The organism is Serratia sp. PL7, from assembly GCF_945957435.1.
Genome location: NZ_CAMFLB010000021.1, coordinates 24,966 through 46,407, shown reverse-complemented (window position 1 = coordinate 46,407; position 21,442 = coordinate 24,966). Strand labels below are relative to the sequence as shown.

The window sequence follows — 21,442 nt, the reverse complement described above, 5'->3', positions numbered from 1 at the left end:
AAAGGACTCATTGAATTTTCATAGCCACTTTTTAAGGAATAGCAAATTATCTGAAACACGCTATTGATAATTGATATCAATAGTTGCTGTTGCATTTGCAGTTCCACTGCTGGAACTCTGCGCATTTGCTGTCCTGTAATAGTTAGCCGTGAACCGAATAATATCTGAGGTCATGCTACCCACCGCATCACCTACGGCAAGTGCGGACGAGGTGTTTGCCACACCAAATTTAACGGGTTGGTATTGCCCACCAGACTGCCCAAAAGGTAATGATTTAAGCTGAAGTGCAAACCCTTTTGCCACATTACTGCCACTGAATGCAATCAAGCCACGCGTATTACTAGGATCATTGATGGTATCAGCCTGACTGGCATTAACTCGATAAATGACTGCGGTTTTCGGCAAGCAACGCAGGCCAATTTTGAATGATACTGGTGTCGTGGTCGCCCCTACATTCTGGCTGGAAAATTCAGAGGAAATCCGGTTACCCATATTTACTGTTTTATACAGATCGCTGGAAACAATGCCGCAGGTACGGACCGAAAAATTCACGTGGTCAACATATAAGTTGAAATAAAAATCATCATAAGCGGTTTTGTCCGAACTGGTATAATTAACCATCCGAAATCGCATATAGTGCAGGAGACCGCCGGTTCCCCAAGCAAACGAACCAGCTACGGCGTTAGCCGTTTGATACCCCTGAAAGCCCACATTCTGGATCCCAAAATCCTGCATACGGATCACCACTGGATTAGTGGGCGTTGCGTTGGCAGCCAGGATAAAAGGTGCGCCCAGAGTATTAGTACCTGCAGCACCGGTAAACCAGACCTTATCCCCGGCCGGGCTGTTGTACCACATTTCTGCAGAATAGTAATAGTTACCATTACCATAGGCGGTGGTCTGCTGCATATTCGGATAACCCTTATTGGTAAACCGGGTATCTGGAATCAAGTGTGTTTGTAACACCGGAGTAACCTGCACGGGTGCTGTACAGGTCATGCTCCATGCGGCACTGCCGCTGTTCGATGATGGCGTGGCATAAGTGCTATTCGTCGGGCTGGGATATTTACCATCATTTACAGCGACAATACCATTTGCTGAGGGTATTTCTACGTAGGGACTCAGTACCGGAATGCCAGGGGTATAGACACAGGCACGAACGGCCAGTGCCTGTTGCGGTAACAGGCCAGATAATAGGGTGATAAGGAAAGCTCCTATCGCCCGTTCATTACGTATAATATTTACTAGAAATAGTTTCATTCTTGTTCTCTGGCAGCTTATTTCATAGGTGTACATGGCAGGGATAATTGGCGCATCCCATGAGTTTTGTCAGTCGTTTTCTCTTTGGCAAAATGATAGCGAATACGGCACTGTCCGGTTAAATCGGATCGCCAAGAAACAAGCAGCAGTCCATCATCATTCAAGCCACTGGCATACAGTACGCCACCCTGACCAACCATACCGACATTATTTCCCTTCTCATCCACAACCATTGCTCCCATAGGTAAAGGTTCACCATCAGGTGTCGTACTTTCGATGAACGCCTTATTTCCTGAACGGGTATCGAATTTAACTTTGACGATTGCGCCACTGTAGGGCACAACTTTGCTACCACTGCTTAAAAGTTCCGTATTTTCAGACATGCCTTGTGGATCGATATTAATAGTATTATTGCGATAAGCACTGAGATAAGGCACAATCGCATAACCGAAACGGTCAATAGTGACGCCTGAAATATTTTCCACTCTGGCACCTGCGGCATCTTTTGCCTCTACCAATGCCATGGAATCTGCAGCATATTGCCCCAAAGTCAACCCACCAGAATGAACAACCGCAGAGCCGGACATCCCCAAGGCATATTGCCGGAAATTTCTTCCCTGACTGGCTGACACTGATGCCTGCCCCATGGAGTGATTTTTAGCCATATTGCCAGACACAGAGCTTTGATTATGGGAATCAGTACTGCCTGACATTCCATAAGACAGAGAGTTATCCTGCCCCAATGAGCCATTAAGACCCAGCGTGGTTTGCGACAAGCCTTCGCTATTAGTGTTAAGGCTGGTGTTAACACTATGATATCCATAACGTTCACTACCAAAGGGGATACTTAATGTCAGCATATATTGATTTTCGTTTTCGCCTGAATTATTGCTTACTCGCGAAATAGAAGTGCCGACATTAATATTTTTAACTAAAAATGAATATCCTGCCTGATAATTGCTCGATGAGCCAGGCCTATCCCAATAGGATAGGATAGAACCAGAAATAAAGAGACTACCGTAATCTAGAACTTGTTGACTGATTGCCAGTTCAAAGCGCCCTTTCTGGCGCAGAACATGACTATAATCCAGCTCACGCTGCTGTGCTGCCTCATTGAAGCCATAATAACCCTTATCAGAATAGCGATAGGTCGCTAATGATAAAAACGTTTGGCTAATTTCCAAATATTTGCTATGAGAGGCTTTAACACTCCAACCTCGGCTGTTACCCGATGGCAGGTCTGCCGATGAGCCTGTAATATCAACCCCCAGTGCGCCAAGACGGGTATTGAATGCTGAACCTACTACAGCAGACTGATAATTTTCAGCGAACTGACTCCCTGCATAGGCCGTGACATTATTAGATATCCCACGGGAATAGAGTGCTTGCAAAAATGTAGGTTTGCTACGTAAAATTTGGTTATTCAACTGACCAAAGGTCACAGCATAACGGGAGCTATTGTCCCGTAATAATGATGCTACCGAAGAGTAAGGTATTGAAAATGTCTGTACCGTCCCATCAGTTTCAGTAACAACCACATCCAGTTCACCGCCATATCCAGTAGGATAAAGATCATCGATCGCAAAAGCGCCAGGAGCAACGGTAGTTTTATTTAGCAAGACTCCTCGCTGGCTTACTTGTACCAGTGCATTGGTACGCGCTACACCACGTACTACCGGTGCAAAACCCTGCTGTGAAGCAGGCAGCATGCGGTCATCGGAAGCAAGTTGGATGCCACGAAAGCTTAAGCTATCGAAGTATTGTCCGGATGTATTGTATTCACCGGCTACCAACATACCCTTAAAGGCTGGTAATGGTCGTTGCAGATAACTGTTCAGCGTTGTCCATTTACTAATGCCGTTATTGCTGCTGCTATAGTTGGAATTATTTCTCAGCTGCCACAAACCTAAGTTCACGCCACTATTGAGTAAGGTGAAAAAGTTAGAATTAGTAAGTGCCTGTTGATTACCATTAATACGGGATTCATAATAGTTTGCATTATAATTAATAAAGCCCGCGTTAATACCCGCATCCCACAATGCTTGACTAACGTCCCCTTGAGATTCACGTTGCAAGTAAACCTGCGGGATCGAAAAATCCACAGCCAAGTCTGGCATGTTTATGATATAACTGGCAGTAGGTATCAGTGAGTTGAGTAAAACACAGCTGCCGGGGTCTGAATCAAGCGGAGCATTTTCAACCTTAAGATCCAGCAATCTTATTAGCTCTTTGCTCAGACAGACTACTTTTTTATTTTCAATATCTTTAATGAGTAAGTTAGCCTTACCCACAAGCTTTTTATTAACCAGAATAGACATGCTATAACTACCTGGTGTAATATCATTACCATATGCAAAACGCGCAATATCGACCTTTTCTGAGCCCACTAAAAAACTAGTGTTATATAAGTACGCCTGTCCCTTGGAACTATCCTGCGGTATCACAGATGCATCAGCACCCCAGGCTGAACCCACCAGAGTCACATTGGCTAATAATAATACCAGAGCAACTTTAGACGCTAAATTTCTGGTATTTTCTTCATTTATCTGGTCCATAGAGAGAATGTCATCCTTATATAATTCAAAGCAGGTTATAAAAGTATTTCAGTGTATTCCTTTGCACCACCTTGATCGTTAATGAGAAGGTAGTTCAGTTTCATAGGCAATGTACTTTCTGGCACTTTAACCTTGGTACTCAAGGACCCGAATGGTGCGATCATGCCAAAACGTTGTAATGAAACTGACACGGGCTTATTATTCACCATGACATCAACCTGAGAAAAAGACAGATAGTAAGGCGATGTATTTTTACAACTGAGCGTCAACATCTGCAGTGTCTCTTTGTTGCCAGTACACCGCATCTGTTTAGCCAGTTCATCCGTTTTTGGTGTTGCCAGTTCTGCTGGGCGATAAAATAGTTTTATCCTACTTCTGAATGCCAGCTGTAAACTATTTTCTTTATTATTGGCGTCTGTTGGCGGTATTTCAAAAACATTAACCCAAAATACAGACTCTCTATCTTTTACCGATATGCTACCATTATAAATTATACGTAATGACTGTCCCTGCTTAGGTTCCATACGAAACATTGGCGGTGTAATAGCAAACGGTGTTTTAGGCATTTTTGCCGACATGGCTGAATGACCATCATCAACCCATGCTTGTACTAGCACTGGCAATGAATTGTCATTTTCAATGCGCAGAGAAACTTCCTGTTTATCGCTAGGAAAGACCACACGCGTGCCGTGTATAATAACGCTAGCGGACGCATAACTGACATAGTTACTTAATACCAATGCCAAGATGATATAGGGATTTACTTTATTCATATTAGTCTTGTGAAAATCGAAAATGAATAGAGGGGTACCCCCCTCTATATGATAATTTAGCTAACTTACTGGTAAGAAAGAGTGTAAGATACTTCAGAATTTGCAGTCCCTACCTCAGCCTCACCAGTAGCGTAATAGGCTGCAACATAGTTCAGTGTCGCATTACCGCCAGTCAGCGTAACGAAGGTTTGTGCTGGAATAACACCATTGACAGGCTGCAAAGCACCCATGCTGTCATAGAGCGCGATTTCAACATTACTGGCTTCTGAGGTAGCATCCAGATTCAAGCGGCCAGCCGGGTTACCCAACGTCAGAGACTCGAAATGAGCGGCAACCGCGGTGTTACCACCTGTACAGCCTGTCAATTCTATTGCGAAGTTTTTCGCGCCAGCAGTCTGCCCGGAAGTCATCAGGGATGATGCCGGAACATTGCCCAGATTAACTAATTGCGGAGTCGTAACGCCACCATTAATTGAACAGGTGCTTGCAGTGATATTACCGGTGAAATTAACTTGGCCATCCGCAGCACTTGCCAAATGGGAGGCACCAGCCAAGATGAATGATAATGCTAATGCAATTTTTTTCATTTAAAATACCATTTAAGAAGTAAGTTTCCCTATAATCTATTGACTAGATCATATCATTTGAGTCATTCCCTAGCGAACTAGGGCGTATTAATAACTCAACACCCCGACAAAGCAGAACACACTTAGCCTTGAATGCCTGACTATAATAGTTATCTTTTCCTATTTGTGTATAGATATGAATCCCCCATTTTGGGGTAAGCCTTTTCCTGAATTTTTCTAGGATTTTACTTATTTTTTACTCAGAACACCGTTATAAAATATACCATCCCATTGTTTTTGTTATATTTATAACGATATATCCGTTGTGTTTATATTAATTGATAAGCATTCGTATTTGTCAATATAGTTATATCATGTTCCAATATACCGTGGATCCGTTCGATATAGGATACAGATGTCATTGCAACGCCGGTTTTACCTGACGCTGACTGAAAATAGGAGCATTTATCTACTCAGATACAGATGGTAAGGTAAGTTTAGGCGTTATAAATCATGGTAGTTTCAGTATCCGCATCTAAACCTGGCCATTGTCGGTAATGCTTGTCGAACAGGGCAAAGAAGTCTCCTAATTGGTCAACGGTGCCAATCACCCGTCTTAACGGCCAGTTTATTTCAAGACGGTAAATGTTTTAGCCACAATCAAGCTGATTTTTCCGGTGGCTAAAACCCTCGATGCAGCCAGCGTAGTAGACCTGAAAACTGCCAAACGGAGTAACAACCTATTGGTGGGTAGTGTCTTTTGTGGCAATCGCAGGCCAGGTAGTCGAAGTTCTCACATCGGTTGAGCGAGTATTGCTGATAGCGGCACAAACAGCTGTCTAATTTTCTTCATGTTAACCCACACAACTTAAAGACCACGTGATATCACCTTCATAAGAGTGATATGCACTTTCATGTCAGCGGCTCACTCCCTCCGTCTACTACCTATCTATTTTCACTACTATATATATTGAACCGCTCGTTATAGCTTAACGAGAGATTAATTTGGCTATTACGGTCTATTTTTAACACACCATTTACAATTAAAACTAATTTCATATACTTGCAGCGTGTACCTATCAACATTTGCTTTGTCCTATGCCGATTGATATATTATGCTGCTTTAGTTAAATCAATAAAATTAATTGCTGCACCTCAATTGACTTACAGGATTAAAATGCTATTTTTTGTTAAATAACAAAACATATACCCAATTGACATTTACCTCAGTATCATAAGCAGGGATAATAAGAATCGATTATGATCTGATGACAATAAAAATTGAACGTAAAACACTGGGTTATCAGTCATAGTCAGAAGCAATAGTTTGATAAATTACTGGGAACTGCCTAAGTTCAGTCGTTGTACTGTAGGAAAGGGTGATTGGGTCACTATAAAGGTAAGATGACGACTACCTAAATGGTCTTTACAGCTATTATCTCACGACTGCAAGTCAGTCATAACGAGAGTTGTATGAGGGCACATTATAGCTTGAGGCCCCACATGAAACAGGCATTAAATATACAATAGATAACACTATTTTCGATACCATTAGTATATTTTATCTAATCTTTCTCTTGAGCCCCCTCCAGGGAACGTTGAAGATTTTTTTAACAAGTTATAATTTTAAACTTATTGATTTTTAATGTTAAATCTTGCTCTGAGTTACCTTGGGTAAAATAAGAAATCAATGAAAATCAATAATCGGGTATTTTTAATTTGTAATTTTAGGTGGGTGATTTGAATATTTATTTATTTTCAGAAGATATGTTTTTCCATGCCGGTTTGAATGATTTAGTAGAAAAGGAATACGGAATTTCAGTTAAACTCATTACTATTAGAATGATGATGAATTCACATAAAAATGGTTTTATAATGGAAGATGATGTATTTATGATAGCCGCTGGCGGCTTTAATTTCACAATGTCTATATTAGTGATGCTAAATTATTTTTGTTGTCGTGCATATATACTCCCCTATGATAGAAATGGATTGCTAAATACTAATTTATTTACTTCATTCTTATCCTGCAAGGTAGACGAAAATTACATTAAAAGCATAGTTAAAGGACACGTTATATCAAACCTTCCTAAAATATGTAAATTGAGTTATAAAGAGGCAAGCATTTTAAGCTATAGACTTCAGGGAATAGATGTATACAATCTGAGCCGACTGTTAGCAGTGAGCATAAAAACAGTTTACACTCAGCAAGAAAATGCTCTAAAAAAACTAGGTGTTAGAACACTCTCACATTTGCATATGATCTGAACCGTTGGATTTTTTCATATTAAACAAGTCAGCCAGAAGATAAAAACATGATTTAAACAGCTAATAAGGTGGCATTTGAAATAAATTAGCGTTATTCCTGAAATCATTCTGGATAATTTTCACCGCCCCATTAAAATTAGTTTTTTGTTGGAGAAGAACGGAGTGTATTCTGTACATCCGCTCTACATTTCTTGTTACAAAACGAGTTTGGTAGCAGGTTAAGAAACTATTAAATGCCGCTAATCGCATTAGATTTTTGCTACGCTGGGCCAAAATGATATCATTTACTTAAAAAAACAGCATAATTCTATAAATGAACTATAATGATAATAACCATTAGAAATCATAATGCTTAAATTGGGTTAATAAGTCGGTTTTATTATATATGGTTCTGGAGTAGTATCATGGCCCTTGACGTTCAGTTGAATAAGTCAGTCGTTATTATTGAGGATCACCCATCAGTACGTTTTGCACTTAGAACCATCCTGTCGACAGAAAATAATATTGATGTTATTGGTGAGGCAAGTAATGGCCAAGAAGGTATATTAGCTGTCAAAAAGCTAAAGCCTGACCTAATTATACTTGACTTAATCTTACCTGACACCAACGGTCTCGAGCTTGTTTTCAACATTAAGAATCATGCCGCAAACTCAAAGATATTAATTTTTTCAAGTCATGATCCGCGTATTTACGCTGAAAAACTAGCCGCAATAGGGTGTAATGGATATATCAGTAAGAGTTGCACCACGGAGGAAATATTGAGCATGGTACGTTCAGTACTTGCTGGATATAACTGTTTCCCTTCGAATTCTCAATGGAGTAAAGAAGTTAAGACCTCGGACACTGGCGACATAGTTAATAGATTGACACATCGAGAACTCACTATTTTTATTGCTCTAGCTAAAGGGCAGAGTAACATAGGTATTGCACAGGCATTAAATATAAGTGAAAAAACAGTTAGCACTCACAAACTAAATATAAAGAAAAAACTTAACCTTAATAGTTCTGTTGAGATAGCTTCATTCGCCATACTTCATGGCTTAATCAATGGAGGCTGATTTATTATAGAGTTTCAGAAGGAGGTATTTTATGAACAACGCTAAAATAAATTTTATTTTTATGTTTTTAGCTATTTTTAGTGTTAGTACTTCTTTTAAGGTCACTGCTATCGAACCCCTAAAAAAACAGCCATTCACTAAAATTGAAACGGCAACCGCCTCCTTTACAGCAACCAAATTGATAAAAGAGTGTTGTTTGTCAAGCTATTCACCTTCCCTCCTAAAACCTGAGAGTTACCTATTCAGGGATGCAAAAAAATCGGAAAAAAAAATTATTTTCAATCAGGATGAACAAGATTGGATAAAATCTCACCCGATAATATTTTATAGTATCACCAATGATGAGACACCGTTATCTTTTTCCTCAACTACAGGTACACCCGCAGGCTTTGCTGCTGAAAAACTTGATGATCTAGGTCAGCGTATTGGTGTCGTTTTTCAGGGCCGGTTAAGGCGCACACAACAAGAGTTGTTCACTGATATTCAACAAGGGAATAGCACATTTATACCTTATATCTATAAAACGCCTAAAGATAAACCTGACTTACTGTCGCTAACTATCCCCTACAACTATTCATTGCTAGTCATCATCTCACGTAAAGAAGGGCCACACTTTAAGAGTATGGCAGCCTTAAAGGGAAAGATTATTGCGTTAACAGCATCACCCAAGCGCGCATTACTAGAGGAATTCAAGTCTTTTCCGGTCAATATGACATTACAATCAAAAACATCAGATGCTTTAAAGTTATTAACCCAAGGTAATGTCGATGCGGTCGTCGCTGATTTTACTCTTGCAAGTTACGAGATTTCACATAACTACCAGAATGAATTGGTGATTGATGGGCCCGCATTCCCCCCCCCTAGCTATATTCCTTACAGTATAGGTGTCGCTAAAGGCCAACCTGAGTTTCTGAGTATAATGAACAAAGTGATACTGGGATTGCCAACTAATTACTTTGAATTAAAACAACAGTATGATGCCAACTCACCTTTCCCAGAGAAATCATTCCTTTGGAATCAAAATAAATTCCTTGTAGGTGCCACTGTTTTTTTTATTATTATTATATTCTCTTTGTTCTGGATTAAATTATTGTGGATACAGGTAAAAAAAAGAAAGAGCACGGAAATAAAATTACTGGATGAACTGTCTTTTCAACGAGTACTGTTTGATAACTTACCATTAGCAATGTTTGTCGTGAAAGCTGATTTTCAAATAGAATCAGGCAATCCAGCTTTTATGGAGCTATTGCAAATCCCAGCCTCCGATGCTGATGAACCCACTCTCTTCATACTTAATGAACATCCCCATTTCTTCACTCAACTCAGAGAGATCTATTATCAATCGAAGGATACCGGAAAAGCCTGTTTTAAAGACTTGAGTTTTACTACCGAACATGAAACCAGTCATTTATATACCTGGAGCATTCCTTTCTATAACAGCCTTGGCGATATTGTGGGTATGTTAAGTGGTTGGCTGGACATCAGCGAACGTACAAGTCTTGAGACAGCGCTGCGCCAGGCTAAGGAACTCGCCGACAAGGCGAATCGTGCCAAGTCAACTTTCCTGTCTACGATAAGTCACGAAATTCGTACCCCGTTGAACGTGATCATTGGCATGTTGGAATTGCAGCTACACAGTAATGAATTAGCGCTGCAACAACGCAATGAATTGACAATTGCCAATGAATCATCTCAACATTTATTAATGCTTATTGATGATCTTCTGGATTTATCCAAGATTGAAGCAGATAAAATGGTTTTGCAACCACAACCTGTCTGTCTGTCTGAACAGCTTGGATTGTTAGAACGGATGTTTTCTCCTATGGCCAAGAGTAAAGGTCTTGATTTTATTTTGGAGTTCAACGGAGATGCGACAGATTGTTGGCTACTGGCGGATCCTTTGCGACTGCGCCAGATCTTAGCCAACCTGCTGTCCAATGCGGTGAAGTTTACCCGGCAAGGAAAGATTACCTTCCAATGCACGGCCAATAGAAAACCTGATAGCGATTCCATAACAGTAACATTCGAAGTTAGTGATACGGGCGTAGGGATTGCAACATCGGACATTCCAAGATTGTTCTCACCATTTACTCAGATTGAGGATACTGCAAGATATTCCGGAGGCACCGGTTTAGGTTTAACCATTAGCAGACGCCTATTGGATATGATGGCAGGCTACATTACGTTGAACAGCGAACTGGGTAAAGGTACACAACTGCATGTCTGTGTCACATTTCCTGCGGTGCAACCCGTTGAGAACGCTTTGCCAATTGACGCAGCCACTTCGGTGCAATCATTGCCGGAGTCTCCCCCGATACTCATCGTTGACGATCATTCTGCGAATAGAATATTGCTATCTACTCAATTGCAGCAACTCGGTGCCAACGTCACGACTGCAAATGACGGGGTACAAGCTCTGGAATTGATGGCTAATAACAAATTTTCCTTAATCATCACCGATGTCGCTATGCCAATAATGTCAGGAATGACGTTGGCAGAAAAAATACGCCAGCGTGAAGTCATACGAGGAGAAACCAGAGTCCCGATCGTTGGTTTAACTGCTTTTGTAGAACCTGAAATATTTGGCGAGGCAATAGCTGCGGGGATGGATCTTTGTTTACGTAAGCCTATAGGTCTGGCGAAATGGGCCGAAATATTGCCACAGTTTTGTCTATCCCCCCTTAATCCCAGCACTGAACTTTCTTTAGACCAAGGTTTACAACAACGTTTACTGGAAGCTTTGGCAAATCAGCAATCTGCAGTCGCGATATTCTTAAAGTCACTTTGGCAAAGTACGTTGGCCGATCGGCTCGAAGCACAACTTCACCGGCAGAATGGGGATTGGCAGTTACTATCTGAAACCATACATAGACTCAAAGGCCCATTTAGTTTTATTCATCAAGATGACATTGTGAGCATATGTAATCAATTAGATACCCTGTGTCGCGAAAATGTGCCAAACCCGGACGCAATCTCACAGGCTCTGACATTTTTGGCGCAACAGCTTGATGACTTTAAGAGCCAGCTAGACAAACTTGGATATCTCAACCTTGAGTAAACAGATGGTTCACAGCGTCGTCATTTATCTGTTGAACTCTGGTGGGTAACGCTGAAAAATAGTGCAGTCCATCCGCCAGAATGATCACTTGAAATTTACGCAGGCCGTTATGACTGAAACAACCTGGCATCTCTATATGCTGCGAATGCCAAGCGGGATGCTGTACACCGGGATCACGACAGACGTCGCCCGGCGAGCGGCGCAGCATCAGGCCGGTAAAGGGGCCAAAGCCCTACGTGGCAAAGGGGAGCTGGAACTGGTCTTTCACTGTCAGGTGGGGGATCGCTCGCTGGCGTTGCGTCTGGAGTATCGGGTGAAGCAGTTGAGCAAAAAGCAAAAAGAGGAGCTGATAGTTAATCCGCCCCTCTCATTGGAATACCTACTGCCGGTAGTTAAAAGCGACTAAAGGGCGCGGAATACTCCACCAGCCCATTCACACCGCTCAGTGCATCTTCCGCCAACGGATAAACCTGGAATGCGGCTTCCGTTCCTGGCCAGCGGCAATGCAGATCGAACTGGGCAGCCGTTTTAAAGCCGAAACGCCCGTAGTAAGCCGGTTCGCCCAGCACCACCACGGCGGCATAGCCGAACTCATTCAGCGCATCCAGCCCTTCGTAAACCAGCTTTTCGGCCAGCCCTTGGCGACGCAGGCTTTCCTCTACTGCCAACGGCGCGAGACCAACCCATTGGCGATCCTCGCCCGCAACGTCAACCGGGCTGAAAGCGGCATAACCGACCACGCCACCCTCTTCGTCGGTAGCAACGATGCCCAGCGTCAACAACCCGTCTTCACGCAGTTGTTGCACCAGTTCGGCTTCGTCATCACGGCCAAAGGCGTTACGCAGCAGCGCATCAATACCTGCGGCATCCACCGGAATTTCAACGCGGATCAGCATGGCTGTGGCACACGGGAAGTTTGCGCCGTGTCCTCCTGCAAACCTGCTTCCACAAAGTCCGCTAACCGCAACAGCCCAACGCGTAACGGCGTAGGCATCGCATCCAGATCGATAGCGTCCATCAGATTTTTTACATACAGGCCCAATTCGGTATCTCCTTCAATCTGCAGCCGACGCTGGAAAAACAGCGTGTCGGGATCTTGCTTACGTGCCGCAATCAAGATCAGATCGTTGGCTTCGCCGCTGAAGCTGACGTCCGCCTCAGCCTGTTGGCTCACCACCAGCCTATCGTTTTCTACCGTCATAAACCATTGCAGTGCCAGATCGCGCACTTCAATCTTCAGCCAGCGCGATTCGAGAAATTCTAAATCTCCCTCAGCCAGCGCCTGACGGAACTGCCAGCTCAGCACCTGTTGCAAAACCTGACGCTGCAGAACAAACGGCGTGAATTTTAACGGTACGCGCAACAGCGACGGCCCTTGACGCACAATACGTGCTCGTAGTTTTTCCAACACTGTTATTCACTCCTTTCTACTCAGTCTGAGGTTATTTTGCCACATTGCGGCTACGCGTAACCGGTCTATATCAACAAATGGTGCAATTAACGCTCATCTTGCCCTACAGATTTCAAGTTACCGCTTGAATATCAATACGCCAGAAGCTGCCTCAAATCAAAGCTTGTTAACCTCGGGTTCACTAAAATTGTCTCCCCATTTACATCATTGCCAGGCGAATCAATGGCCCGGCAACGTTTATCACAGCATATACCTGGCCAGGTGTATGGCTGGAATCAGGATAGATCTATGGAGCTGCTTTGCCCCGCTGGCAACCTGCCGGCCTTGAAAGCCGCGGTAGATAATGGCGCAGATGCCGTTTACATCGGCCTGAAAGACGATACCAATGCGCGCCACTTTGCCGGGCTGAACTTTACCGAGAAGAAGCTGCAGGAAGCGGCCGACTATGTGCACCGGCATGGCCGCAAGCTGCATATCGCCATCAACACCTTTGCTCACCCCAATGGCTACGCCCGCTGGCAGCGTGCCGTAGATATGGCTGCCCAGTTGGGTGCCGATGCGCTGATCCTGGCAGATTTGGCAATGCTGGAGTACGCAGCGGAACGTTATCCACAGGTGGAGCGCCATGTTTCGGTGCAAGCCTCTGCGACCAATGAAGAAGCCATCCGTTTTTATCAGCGCCACTTTGATGTTGCCCGCGTGGTGCTGCCGCGCGTGCTGTCGATGCACCAAGTGAAGCAATTATCGCGCACCAGCCCGGTGCCGTTGGAAGTGTTCGCCTTTGGCAGCCTGTGCATCATGGCCGAGGGGCGGTGTTATCTCTCCTCTTATCTGACCGGGGAATCGCCTAACACCGTGGGCGCCTGCTCACCAGCCCGCTTTGTACGCTGGCAACAAACGCCACAGGGGATGGAATCTCGCCTGAATGACGTGCTGATCGATCGCTATCAGGACGGCGAAAACGCCGGTTACCCAACGCTGTGCAAAGGCCGCTATCTGGTGGATAACGTGCTCTATCACCCGCTGGAAGAACCCACCAGCCTGAATACGCTGGAGCTGCTGCCAGAGCTACTGGCTGCCAATATTGCCTCGGTGAAGATTGAAGGCCGCCAACGCAGCCCTGCCTATGTCAGCCAGGTTGCGCGTGTCTGGCGCCAGGCCATCGATCGCTGTATGGCCAACCCGGCTGGCTATCAAGCCGACGCCGCCTGGATGGAAACGCTCGGCGCAATGTCCGAAGGTACCCAGACCACGCTTGGCGCGTACCACCGCAAATGGCAGTAGGAGAAACCATGAAATATGCATTAGGCCCGGTGCTCTACTACTGGCCAAACAGCGAGATAGAGGCCTTTTATCAGCAGGCGATGGGCAGCAGTGCCGATATCATCTATCTTGGCGAAAGCGTCTGCACCAAACGGCGTGAGATGAAAGTAGGTGACTGGCTGGCGCTGGCACAGGAGATCGCCAAATCTGGCAAGCAGGTGGTAATTTCCACTTTGGCTTTGCTACAGGCACCTTCAGAGCTGAATGAGCTGAAGCGTTATGTGGAGAACGGCGAATTCCTGATCGAAGCCAACGACCTTGGTACGGTGAATATGGCTGCCGATCGCGGTTTGCCGTTTGTCGCCGGGCATGCCCTCAACTGCTACAACGCCTACACTCTGCGCCTGCTACACAAGCAGGGCATGATGCGCTGGTGCATGCCGGTAGAGCTTTCACGGGACTGGCTGGTCAATTTACTGCAGCAATGTGATGAACTGGGGTTCCGCCAAGGATTTGAAGTGGAAGTGTTGAGTTACGGCCATTTACCACTGGCCTATTCGGCGCGCTGTTTTACTGCCCGCTCAGAAAACCGGGGCAAGGATGAATGCGAAACCTGCTGCATCAAATATCCACAGGGGCGCATCGTCAATTCTCAAGAGAACCAACAGGTGTTTGTGCTCAACGGTATCCAGACCATGAGTGGCTACTGCTACAACCTGGGCAATGAACTGACCAGTATGCAGGGGGTGGTGGATATTGTACGTCTGTCGCCACAGGGCATCGAAACACTGGCGGTGCTCGACAGCTTCCGGGCTAATGAGCTAGGAAAGCAGCCACTGACGTTAACCGACCATGCCGAATGCAACGGCTACTGGCGGCGCGTAGCCGGGTTGGAACTGGTGCAGTAATCACTATGGGGCCAGCATTCTGGCCCCATGATTATCAGGAAGTCCGACGTTTACGAAATAGATTACGCAGCCCCACGCGGTTACGCACGGCTCCAACGCCAATACCAATCAGCGTATAAATCGCCCCCAATAACAGCAGCATGGCAACGTCCCCGCCGACATCACGCAACGATAGCCCCATCTGATTCACGCCAGCAATGGCTTTGGTCGCCCAGGTTGAGGGGATCATCGAGGAAATCGCCCTGACCCACTGCGGCATCGCTTGCAGCGGCCAGATGGTGCCAGAAAGATAAAACACCGGGGTGGTAATAAACGACAGCGTCAGGTAGATCATCTCCACGCTGCGCAAGCATTCGGTCACCAGCTTGCCTAGCCCAAGCACCGCAAGCAGGAACGGGAAAGTCAGCAGCAAGATCTCCGGGATCGTCGCAGTCTGTCGATAGCCCAAGACCCAGGGCCACAGCACAAATAACACAATCGACAAGAACAGCCAGATCGGCAACAGGGCCGATAGCCCCCCCAGATAAACAGGAAGCGACGGCTTGCCGCCTGGCGTTCCTTTCAACACAATGCTGACGCGCACGCAGGCAATCAGCAGCGAGTGCTGCAATAACATCACCAACAAACCCGGGAAGATAATCGCCGCAAAGCTGATGCCGGGGTTGAATACGTCCAGCGTTTGGCTCTGGATAGGCATCATGATCACCTGAGCCTGCCGTTCACTGAAACCACTGCGCATCAATAGTGAGGTGTTGTACTGGCCGAGCAACTGCTGGTAGGCCGCCACCACGTCCTGCTGGATCTGGCCGTTTGCCAGCCGGTTGGTGGCATCACCGAACACCGGGATCTCAATGTTTTTGCCGTTGAGGATCTTCTTCTCCAGATCCACCGGCATGATGATCACCGCAAACAGTTTGCGCCAACCCAGATCGCGTTTCGCCTCATCCAGGCTGTCGTAGGTTTGGATGGCGATCTTCGGGGTCGCATCCAACTGGCGAATAAGCTGGCGGCTGGCGGTGCTGTGATCCTGATCGATCACCCCTACAGGGAGATCCCACACGGTGCGATTGGCATAAACCATACTCATGATGCACAGCGACAGGATCAGCATCAGCCACATCGGCCGTTCCAACATGCTCGTCAATACTTTGCGGAAAGTGAGCCAATAGCTTTTCATCCCACCGTCTCCTCTTTTGCCAGCCGCTTCAGCAGCCGATTACGCACCAACAGTGCGGTCACCAACGGGTAGACCACTAACAGCGCACATACGCTGAGGATGGCGCTGGCGGGCACCTGCCGCAGGAAGACGTCGAACATGGCGTACAGCGCGTGGGTAAGAGGCTCGATATTGGAAATAATGCGCGCCGGTAGCGGCATGGAAAGTTCGGGCACTGCCATGCCAGAGAAAGTCAGTGCAATGCTCACCAACATGCCAATCAGGGTATAGGCGGTAATGGCACTGCCGGTAAAGGTATACAGCAACAGGCCGATGCTTTGTGCCGCCATCACGTAGAAGAAGCCAATCATCAGCATAAACAGCGGGTTGCCGCTGACGCGAGCGTCAAAAATGCCCACCAACGCGGCAATCTCTACCATCAGCAAGGTAGTAAAGCACAGAGTATAGGGAGCCAGTTTCCCCAACAGTGCCAGACTAAAGGGTTTGTCTTTCAGCAAAGATTTACTGCGTGCCATCACGTAAATCATGCAGGTAACTACAAACAGCTGCAGCATATGAATGGTGGCGGCAAACTGCTGATAATAGATATAGCTGCCGCTAGCATTGAACAGGCTGCCGTAATTGAGGGTGACATCCGCCAGCGGCGGCAGCGACTTGCCCATGGCCCCGGCAATGATCGAGCGGTAATTGCCGTTGGCCTCGGCCATCAGGCCGCTGAAATCCTGAGTAGAATACAGCCCAGCACCGTAAAACAGCGCGTTGTAATACAGCACCACGCTCGGCTGATTGCCCGCCAGCGCGTCCGCCTCAAAATCGGCCGGGATAGACAGCAAAGCATAATCCTGTGCGCTACGCAGACGGCGCAACGACTCATCAAGCCCCCCGTCATAGGCTTGCACATGGGCATGAGAACCCGCATCCAGCTTGCGGATCAGGTTTTTGGATAGCGGGCTGTGATCGTTATCCACCACCGAAACCGGCAGATCGAGCAAGGTCCCTTCCGAGAAGTTACTGCTGATCAGGCCAAACAGGATCAACGGGAAGATCCACCCCAGCCAGTGGACCACCGGCCGGCGAAAAGCGATGCGGCACTCGTTGCTGAACGCGTGGCTGAAGCAGCGCCAACCTGCCCTTACTCTTTCCATTGCCATAAGGTGCTCATCCCTGGGCGCAGGCCATCTATCGGCTGCGACGGATACAAACGAACTTCAAAGGTTTTCAGATCAAAGTCACCGGTGGCGCGCGTGGCACGCTTGGTGGCGTAATCCCCCAACGGGGCGATATAGCGCACTTCGGCCTCGATCGTTTGGTCTTTCAACGCGGGGACCCGCAGTTGGACCTTATCCCCCTTGCGGACGTGAGCCAGAATATCTTCCCGCAGGTTAAACACGAAATAGGCATCCGGTACGCGGATCAGCGTCATCAACGGGCTAGAGGCGTTGAGCAGCTCACCGACTTCAGCCGGGATCGGCCCCACTTCGCCATCAACCGGAGCTTTAACCAGGAGATCGTCGGTCTGGGCCTGAATTTCTAGCAGATTTTGTTCGGTCGCCCGCAGGGCAGCTTCATATTTCTGCCGCAGTTCGATGCGATCGCCATTGATGCCTTCATCCAAATTGGCTTTGGCAGCCTGCACCTGTTGATAGGCGGTATCACGCGCACGGCGTGAACTGTCCAACTCAGATTTGGATACGTAGCCTTTGCTGGCGACGCTCAGGTTACGGTCGTAATCGTGTTGGGCATTCTGGTATTGTGCCTCGGCCTGCGCCAGGTTGGCGCGCAGGTTACGGATACTTTCTTCACGGGTGCCATGCAGCGATTCGTCCAACTGCGCTTGGGCTTCATCCCGCGAAGCCTGTGCCGAACGTAGCTGGGCCATCAGTTCCGGACTCTCCAGCCGCAGCAGCAGTTGCCCAGTTTTCACATCGTCTCCACGCTCTACCAGGCGCTCTATCACCCGGCCCTTGGCTTTGGAAGCGACGATCACTTCGGGGGCATCCACTTCGCCCTGCAACAACAAATCCTGATTATGCGCGCGGAATAGCACCGCCATGGCGATAGCTATCCCCATCAGCAGCAGGGTAAACAACGTCTTTTTCTTCATTACTACAGCCCCTTGAACATCAGCGTGCAAACAAAAGCCATCATAGCCCTAAAAAAACCATTATTCTCATAAGGATATTGCGAGCACATATATCCCCTTTTATAACCGTATTTTCGATTATGCTTTTAACACAAAAAGCATAATTGCTTTTTAAGTTGCAGATCCCTGCAATCGCCCTTTAAGCGATCAACCCGATATCCGGTTAAAAAACACGGATATCAGCACAATGGACGATGAAATGACTGAACACACACGGGTGCCGCTTTCGGTACTGGATTTATCCCCGATCCCTCAGGGAGCCAAGGCGCGCGATGCGTTTCACTGCTCGCTGGATTTGGCGCAACATGCCGAAAAGTGGGGCTATCAGCGCTACTGGCTAGCGGAACACCACAATATGACCGGCATAGGCAGTGCGGCGACGTCGGTATTACTCGGTTATTTAGCCTCCGGCACCCAGAGCATTCGCCTCGGTTCAGGCGGCGTGATGCTGCCAAACCATGCGCCGCTGGTGATCGCCGAACAGTTCGGCACTTTGGAGTCACTCTATCCTGGGCGTATCGATCTGGGGCTTGGCCGAGCACCGGGTACCGACCAACGTACCATGATGGCGCTGCGTCGCCACCTCTCTGGCGAGGTAGACAACTTCCCGCGTGACGTACAGGAACTGCAACATTACTTTGGCGAGGTACAACCGGGGCAAGCAGTGCAGGCCGTACCGGGCCAAGGGCTACATGTGCCAATCTGGCTGTTGGGCTCCAGCCTGTACAGCGCACAATTGGCGGCACAGCTCGGCCTGCCGTTTGCCTTCGCCTCGCACTTTGCGCCAGATATGCTGTTCCAGGCACTGAATGTGTACCGTGAGAACTTTACGCCGTCTGAGCAGTGCCAGCAGCCACACGCGATGGTGTGTGTCAACGTGGTCGCCGCAGACAGCGACCAAAACGCCCGCTTCCTGTTTACCTCCATGCAGCAGCAGTTTATCAACCTGCGCCGTGGCTCGCCTGGCCCACTGCCGCCGCCGGTCGATAATATCCACGCGCTGTGGACCGCAGGCGAGCAGTATGGCGTGGATCAGGCTCTGCGCATGTCGATCGTCGGTAGCGAAAGCACCATCCGCCATGGCCTGCAAAGCCTGCTGCGCGAGACGGCTGCGGATGAGATCATGGTTAACGGCCAGATTTTCGATCATCAGGCACGTTTACGGTCGTTTGAGATTGTTGCCGGGGTGAAAGGCGATTTAGTGAAGGGATAGGGGTTACATATTGGTGACGCCCCTCACCCTAACCCTCTCCCACAGGGAGAGGGAACCGATCGAGTATGTTTGAAAGTAGTGTGATTCACCTTGGATGAGAAAGCGATCGGGTTTGCCGAGATTGTATTGACTCACCTTGAATGAGGAGACGATCGAGTTTGCTGGGATTATCTCTTTACTGCCAAACGAGCAGGGGCTATCAGCTCCCTCTCCCTTCGGGAGAGGGTTGGGGTGAGGGTGCTCAACGCTGGATCAGGTAGCGAATGGTTGGCCCATCCTGCTGAATATCCAGCACCTTGTAGCCGTGGTTACGGGCATCGAGCGGGATATTATTGATCGACTGTGGACAGTCGCTGATCACTTCCAGTATTTCACCCGGTTTCAGCTGCGGCATCGCTTCTAACGTGGCTACCGCCGGATAAGGACAGGGCTCTCCCACCATATCCAACCGGTAATCCGGCACGATCTCGGTCTGTTTCATACTTCACTCCTTAAGTTCACCACCTGCGCATCTGGCTTGGCACGGAAAAAGCGTTTCTCCCACCACAGCATCGCGGCAAAGGCGATGGCCAGTAACAGATAAGTCACCAGCAAACCACCGATCGGCCCGAAGGTGTCCAGCAGGTTAATCTTGTCGTAGTTGGTCGCCAAGGTTGGCGCCAGATCGTCCCAGTAGTAGGCTAACAGCGTGGCACCGATAATGTTGCCCAACCCCACCCACCAGTAATGGACCTGTCCTTCCACCGCACGATACATCCAACCGGTTTCACAGCCGCCAGCCAGCACAATACCGAAGCCAAACAGCAGGCCACCCAGTACCGCGTTGGGTCCGGCCCACATGATCTTCGGCGAGACGCCCAGTTGCACGTAGCTGAAAATGCCGATGGCGCTGACCGCCATACCGATAATAATCGCTTTAGCCATATGCGTACGGCCAGTGATCCACAGATCGCGGAACGCCGAGGTAAAGCAGATCTGCGCCCGTTCAATCAGCAGGCCAAAACCGATACCAAACAGCATGGCGATACCGAGTTTCGGCGCATCAAACAGCGTCCATAATGACCAGGCCACCGTGAGGCAGAAAACCCCCATTCCCAAACGGAAACGACGGCGTGCCTGCTCGGGTTTTTGCGTCAATGGTGAGGCCGCTTTCACTCTTTGCAGCTTGACCGGAATACGGAACATCGGCAGCAAGGTAAATTTGGCACCGAAGTAAGAGCCGGCCGCCGTTGCCAGCGCAAAAAACCAGGCATGCAGCGAGAACTGTGGAATGCCGGTAAAGAAGGCCGCCAGGTTACACCCCATCGCTAAACGCGCGCCAAAACCGGCAATAATGCCGCCCAGCAATGCCTGTGCAATGCGGATGCGGTGCTGCGGCATACGTAATTTGATGTTGTTGGCCCACAGCGCAGCGGCGATGCAACCCGCAAACATACCAATAATCATGCGCCCATCAATACGATCGAGTGGTGTGCCCTGTAGGCCGATCACCTTAAAGTAACCCCACTGCTCGGGATGAAAGCCAAACCACTGCAAGATATGGCCCCCCCAGCGGGTAAATTCGCCGGTTACCGCCCAGAAGGTGCCGGTCATGCCGAAATAGTAGGTCGAGAGGATCCCGGCTGCGATCACCGCCGGTAAGGGTGCCCAAAAGCGCACCAGGTATTGAGATTTGAATTGTTGCCAGTTCACGGCAGCTCCTGTGCATCCGTAAGATAAACCTTGCGGATGATACGCCCTTTAGCAGTATTAACTGAGATATCAGGCAAAAAAAAACCAGTCCGAAGAC

The 21,442-nt window shown here is 47.6% G+C and carries 18 protein-coding genes; 7 read left to right on the top strand and 11 right to left on the bottom strand.

Going from position 1 to position 21,442, the window contains the following annotated elements:
* Positions 1–60: 60 nt before the first annotated feature.
* The 4 genes from N6G83_RS42055 to N6G83_RS42040 form a co-directional block, all read right to left on the bottom strand.
* Positions 61–1,260, bottom strand: a complete 1,200-nt coding sequence (locus tag N6G83_RS42055) for a fimbrial protein (protein WP_211136734.1) — start codon at positions 1,258–1,260, stop codon at positions 61–63.
* A gap of 17 nt (positions 1,261–1,277) precedes the next feature.
* On the bottom strand, positions 1,278–3,815 hold the full coding sequence (locus N6G83_RS42050; RefSeq protein ID WP_211136733.1) for a fimbria/pilus outer membrane usher protein: 2,538 nt from the start codon (positions 3,813–3,815) through the stop codon (positions 1,278–1,280).
* A gap of 35 nt (positions 3,816–3,850) precedes the next feature.
* Positions 3,851–4,588, bottom strand: coding sequence for a molecular chaperone (locus N6G83_RS42045; protein WP_211136732.1), 738 nt, complete (start codon positions 4,586–4,588; stop codon positions 3,851–3,853).
* A gap of 65 nt (positions 4,589–4,653) precedes the next feature.
* Positions 4,654–5,175, bottom strand: a complete 522-nt coding sequence (locus N6G83_RS42040) for a fimbrial protein (RefSeq protein WP_211136731.1) — start codon at positions 5,173–5,175, stop codon at positions 4,654–4,656.
* A gap of 1,719 nt (positions 5,176–6,894) precedes the next feature.
* Here N6G83_RS42040 and N6G83_RS42035 point away from each other — a divergent pair.
* The 4 genes from N6G83_RS42035 to N6G83_RS42020 all read left to right on the top strand — a co-directional run bounded on the left by N6G83_RS42035 (position 6,895) and on the right by N6G83_RS42020 (position 11,944).
* The gene (locus tag N6G83_RS42035; RefSeq protein ID WP_211134903.1) at positions 6,895–7,422 is read left to right on the top strand and encodes a LuxR C-terminal-related transcriptional regulator; all 528 of its coding nucleotides are present in this window, start codon (positions 6,895–6,897) and stop codon (positions 7,420–7,422) included.
* Positions 7,423–7,826: 404 nt separating this feature from the next.
* Complete coding sequence (locus N6G83_RS42030) at positions 7,827–8,480, top strand: response regulator transcription factor (RefSeq protein WP_029711170.1); 654 nt, start codon at positions 7,827–7,829, stop codon at positions 8,478–8,480.
* Between the two features lie 31 nt (positions 8,481–8,511).
* Positions 8,512–11,538 (top strand): ATP-binding protein, encoded by a 3,027-nt coding sequence (locus N6G83_RS42025; RefSeq protein WP_260524157.1) that lies wholly within the window; start codon positions 8,512–8,514, stop codon positions 11,536–11,538.
* A 109-nt stretch (positions 11,539–11,647) separates the two neighbouring features.
* Positions 11,648–11,944, top strand: a complete 297-nt coding sequence (locus N6G83_RS42020) for a GIY-YIG nuclease family protein (RefSeq protein ID WP_098928971.1) — start codon at positions 11,648–11,650, stop codon at positions 11,942–11,944.
* On the opposite strand, the gene N6G83_RS42015 is transcribed toward N6G83_RS42020, so the two are convergent.
* Positions 11,931–12,434 (bottom strand): GNAT family N-acetyltransferase, encoded by a 504-nt coding sequence (locus N6G83_RS42015; RefSeq protein WP_024483382.1) that lies wholly within the window; start codon positions 12,432–12,434, stop codon positions 11,931–11,933. The two genes, N6G83_RS42020 and N6G83_RS42015, sit on opposite strands and share 14 nt — an antisense overlap.
* Complete coding sequence (locus N6G83_RS42010) at positions 12,428–12,949, bottom strand: SCP2 domain-containing protein (RefSeq protein WP_065684275.1); 522 nt, start codon at positions 12,947–12,949, stop codon at positions 12,428–12,430. The genes N6G83_RS42015 and N6G83_RS42010 overlap by 7 nt, the downstream gene beginning before the upstream one ends.
* Before the next feature lie 288 nt (positions 12,950–13,237).
* On the opposite strand from N6G83_RS42010, the gene N6G83_RS42005 reads away from it, so the two are divergent.
* Complete coding sequence (locus N6G83_RS42005; RefSeq protein WP_065684274.1) at positions 13,238–14,233, top strand: peptidase U32 family protein; 996 nt, start codon at positions 13,238–13,240, stop codon at positions 14,231–14,233.
* Between the two features lie 8 nt (positions 14,234–14,241).
* Positions 14,242–15,120, top strand: coding sequence for a U32 family peptidase (locus N6G83_RS42000; RefSeq protein WP_211134901.1), 879 nt, complete (start codon positions 14,242–14,244; stop codon positions 15,118–15,120).
* Between the two features lie 34 nt (positions 15,121–15,154).
* Here the strand turns inward: N6G83_RS42000 and N6G83_RS41995 are convergent, their stop codons facing one another.
* From N6G83_RS41995 to N6G83_RS41985, 3 genes are read right to left on the bottom strand one after another with little or no spacing between them, the layout of a single operon-like run.
* Positions 15,155–16,297 (bottom strand): ABC transporter permease, encoded by a 1,143-nt coding sequence (locus N6G83_RS41995; RefSeq protein ID WP_161712686.1) that lies wholly within the window; start codon positions 16,295–16,297, stop codon positions 15,155–15,157.
* The gene (locus N6G83_RS41990; protein WP_211134900.1) at positions 16,294–17,448 is read right to left on the bottom strand and encodes an ABC transporter permease; all 1,155 of its coding nucleotides are present in this window, start codon (positions 17,446–17,448) and stop codon (positions 16,294–16,296) included. Before N6G83_RS41990 ends, N6G83_RS41995 begins: the two co-directional genes overlap by 4 nt.
* On the bottom strand, positions 17,430–18,401 hold the full coding sequence (locus N6G83_RS41985) for an HlyD family secretion protein (protein ID WP_065684270.1): 972 nt from the start codon (positions 18,399–18,401) through the stop codon (positions 17,430–17,432). The genes N6G83_RS41990 and N6G83_RS41985 overlap by 19 nt, the downstream gene beginning before the upstream one ends.
* Positions 18,402–18,627: 226 nt before the next feature.
* On the opposite strand from N6G83_RS41985, the gene N6G83_RS41980 reads away from it, so the two are divergent.
* The gene (locus tag N6G83_RS41980; protein WP_024529065.1) at positions 18,628–19,653 is read left to right on the top strand and encodes an LLM class flavin-dependent oxidoreductase; all 1,026 of its coding nucleotides are present in this window, start codon (positions 18,628–18,630) and stop codon (positions 19,651–19,653) included.
* Between the two features lie 241 nt (positions 19,654–19,894).
* Here the strand turns inward: N6G83_RS41980 and yedF are convergent, their stop codons facing one another.
* Together yedF and yedE are read right to left on the bottom strand one after the other, a co-directional pair.
* Positions 19,895–20,134, bottom strand: a complete 240-nt coding sequence (gene yedF / locus N6G83_RS41975) for a sulfurtransferase-like selenium metabolism protein YedF (protein ID WP_021179059.1) — start codon at positions 20,132–20,134, stop codon at positions 19,895–19,897.
* Positions 20,131–21,345 (bottom strand): selenium metabolism membrane protein YedE/FdhT, encoded by a 1,215-nt coding sequence (gene yedE, locus N6G83_RS41970; protein WP_211134899.1) that lies wholly within the window; start codon positions 21,343–21,345, stop codon positions 20,131–20,133. Before yedE ends, yedF begins: the two co-directional genes overlap by 4 nt.
* Positions 21,346–21,442 lie beyond the last annotated feature (97 nt).

Excerpts from the sequence above, each read along its gene's own strand:
- N6G83_RS42015 (WP_024483382.1), bottom strand. The coding sequence starts at position 12,434 with ATGCTGATCCGCGTTGAAATTCCGGTGGATGCCGCAGGTATTGATGCG.
- N6G83_RS42055 (WP_211136734.1), bottom strand. The coding sequence starts at position 1,260 with ATGAAACTATTTCTAGTAAATATTATACGTAATGAACGGGCGATAGGA.
- N6G83_RS41980 (WP_024529065.1), top strand. The coding sequence starts at position 18,628 with ATGGACGATGAAATGACTGAACACACACGGGTGCCGCTTTCGGTACTG.
- yedF (WP_021179059.1), bottom strand. The coding sequence starts at position 20,134 with ATGAAACAGACCGAGATCGTGCCGGATTACCGGTTGGATATGGTGGGA.
- N6G83_RS42005 (WP_065684274.1), top strand. The coding sequence starts at position 13,238 with ATGGAGCTGCTTTGCCCCGCTGGCAACCTGCCGGCCTTGAAAGCCGCG.
- N6G83_RS42000 (WP_211134901.1), top strand. The coding sequence starts at position 14,242 with ATGAAATATGCATTAGGCCCGGTGCTCTACTACTGGCCAAACAGCGAG.
- N6G83_RS41995 (WP_161712686.1), bottom strand. The coding sequence starts at position 16,297 with ATGAAAAGCTATTGGCTCACTTTCCGCAAAGTATTGACGAGCATGTTG.
- N6G83_RS41990 (WP_211134900.1), bottom strand. The coding sequence starts at position 17,448 with ATGGCAATGGAAAGAGTAAGGGCAGGTTGGCGCTGCTTCAGCCACGCG.
- N6G83_RS42030 (WP_029711170.1), top strand. The coding sequence starts at position 7,827 with ATGGCCCTTGACGTTCAGTTGAATAAGTCAGTCGTTATTATTGAGGAT.
- N6G83_RS41985 (WP_065684270.1), bottom strand. The coding sequence starts at position 18,401 with ATGAAGAAAAAGACGTTGTTTACCCTGCTGCTGATGGGGATAGCTATC.
- N6G83_RS42020 (WP_098928971.1), top strand. The coding sequence starts at position 11,648 with ATGACTGAAACAACCTGGCATCTCTATATGCTGCGAATGCCAAGCGGG.
- N6G83_RS42045 (WP_211136732.1), bottom strand. The coding sequence starts at position 4,588 with ATGAATAAAGTAAATCCCTATATCATCTTGGCATTGGTATTAAGTAAC.
- N6G83_RS42025 (WP_260524157.1), top strand. The coding sequence starts at position 8,512 with ATGAACAACGCTAAAATAAATTTTATTTTTATGTTTTTAGCTATTTTT.
- N6G83_RS42050 (WP_211136733.1), bottom strand. The coding sequence starts at position 3,815 with ATGGACCAGATAAATGAAGAAAATACCAGAAATTTAGCGTCTAAAGTT.
- N6G83_RS42040 (WP_211136731.1), bottom strand. The coding sequence starts at position 5,175 with ATGAAAAAAATTGCATTAGCATTATCATTCATCTTGGCTGGTGCCTCC.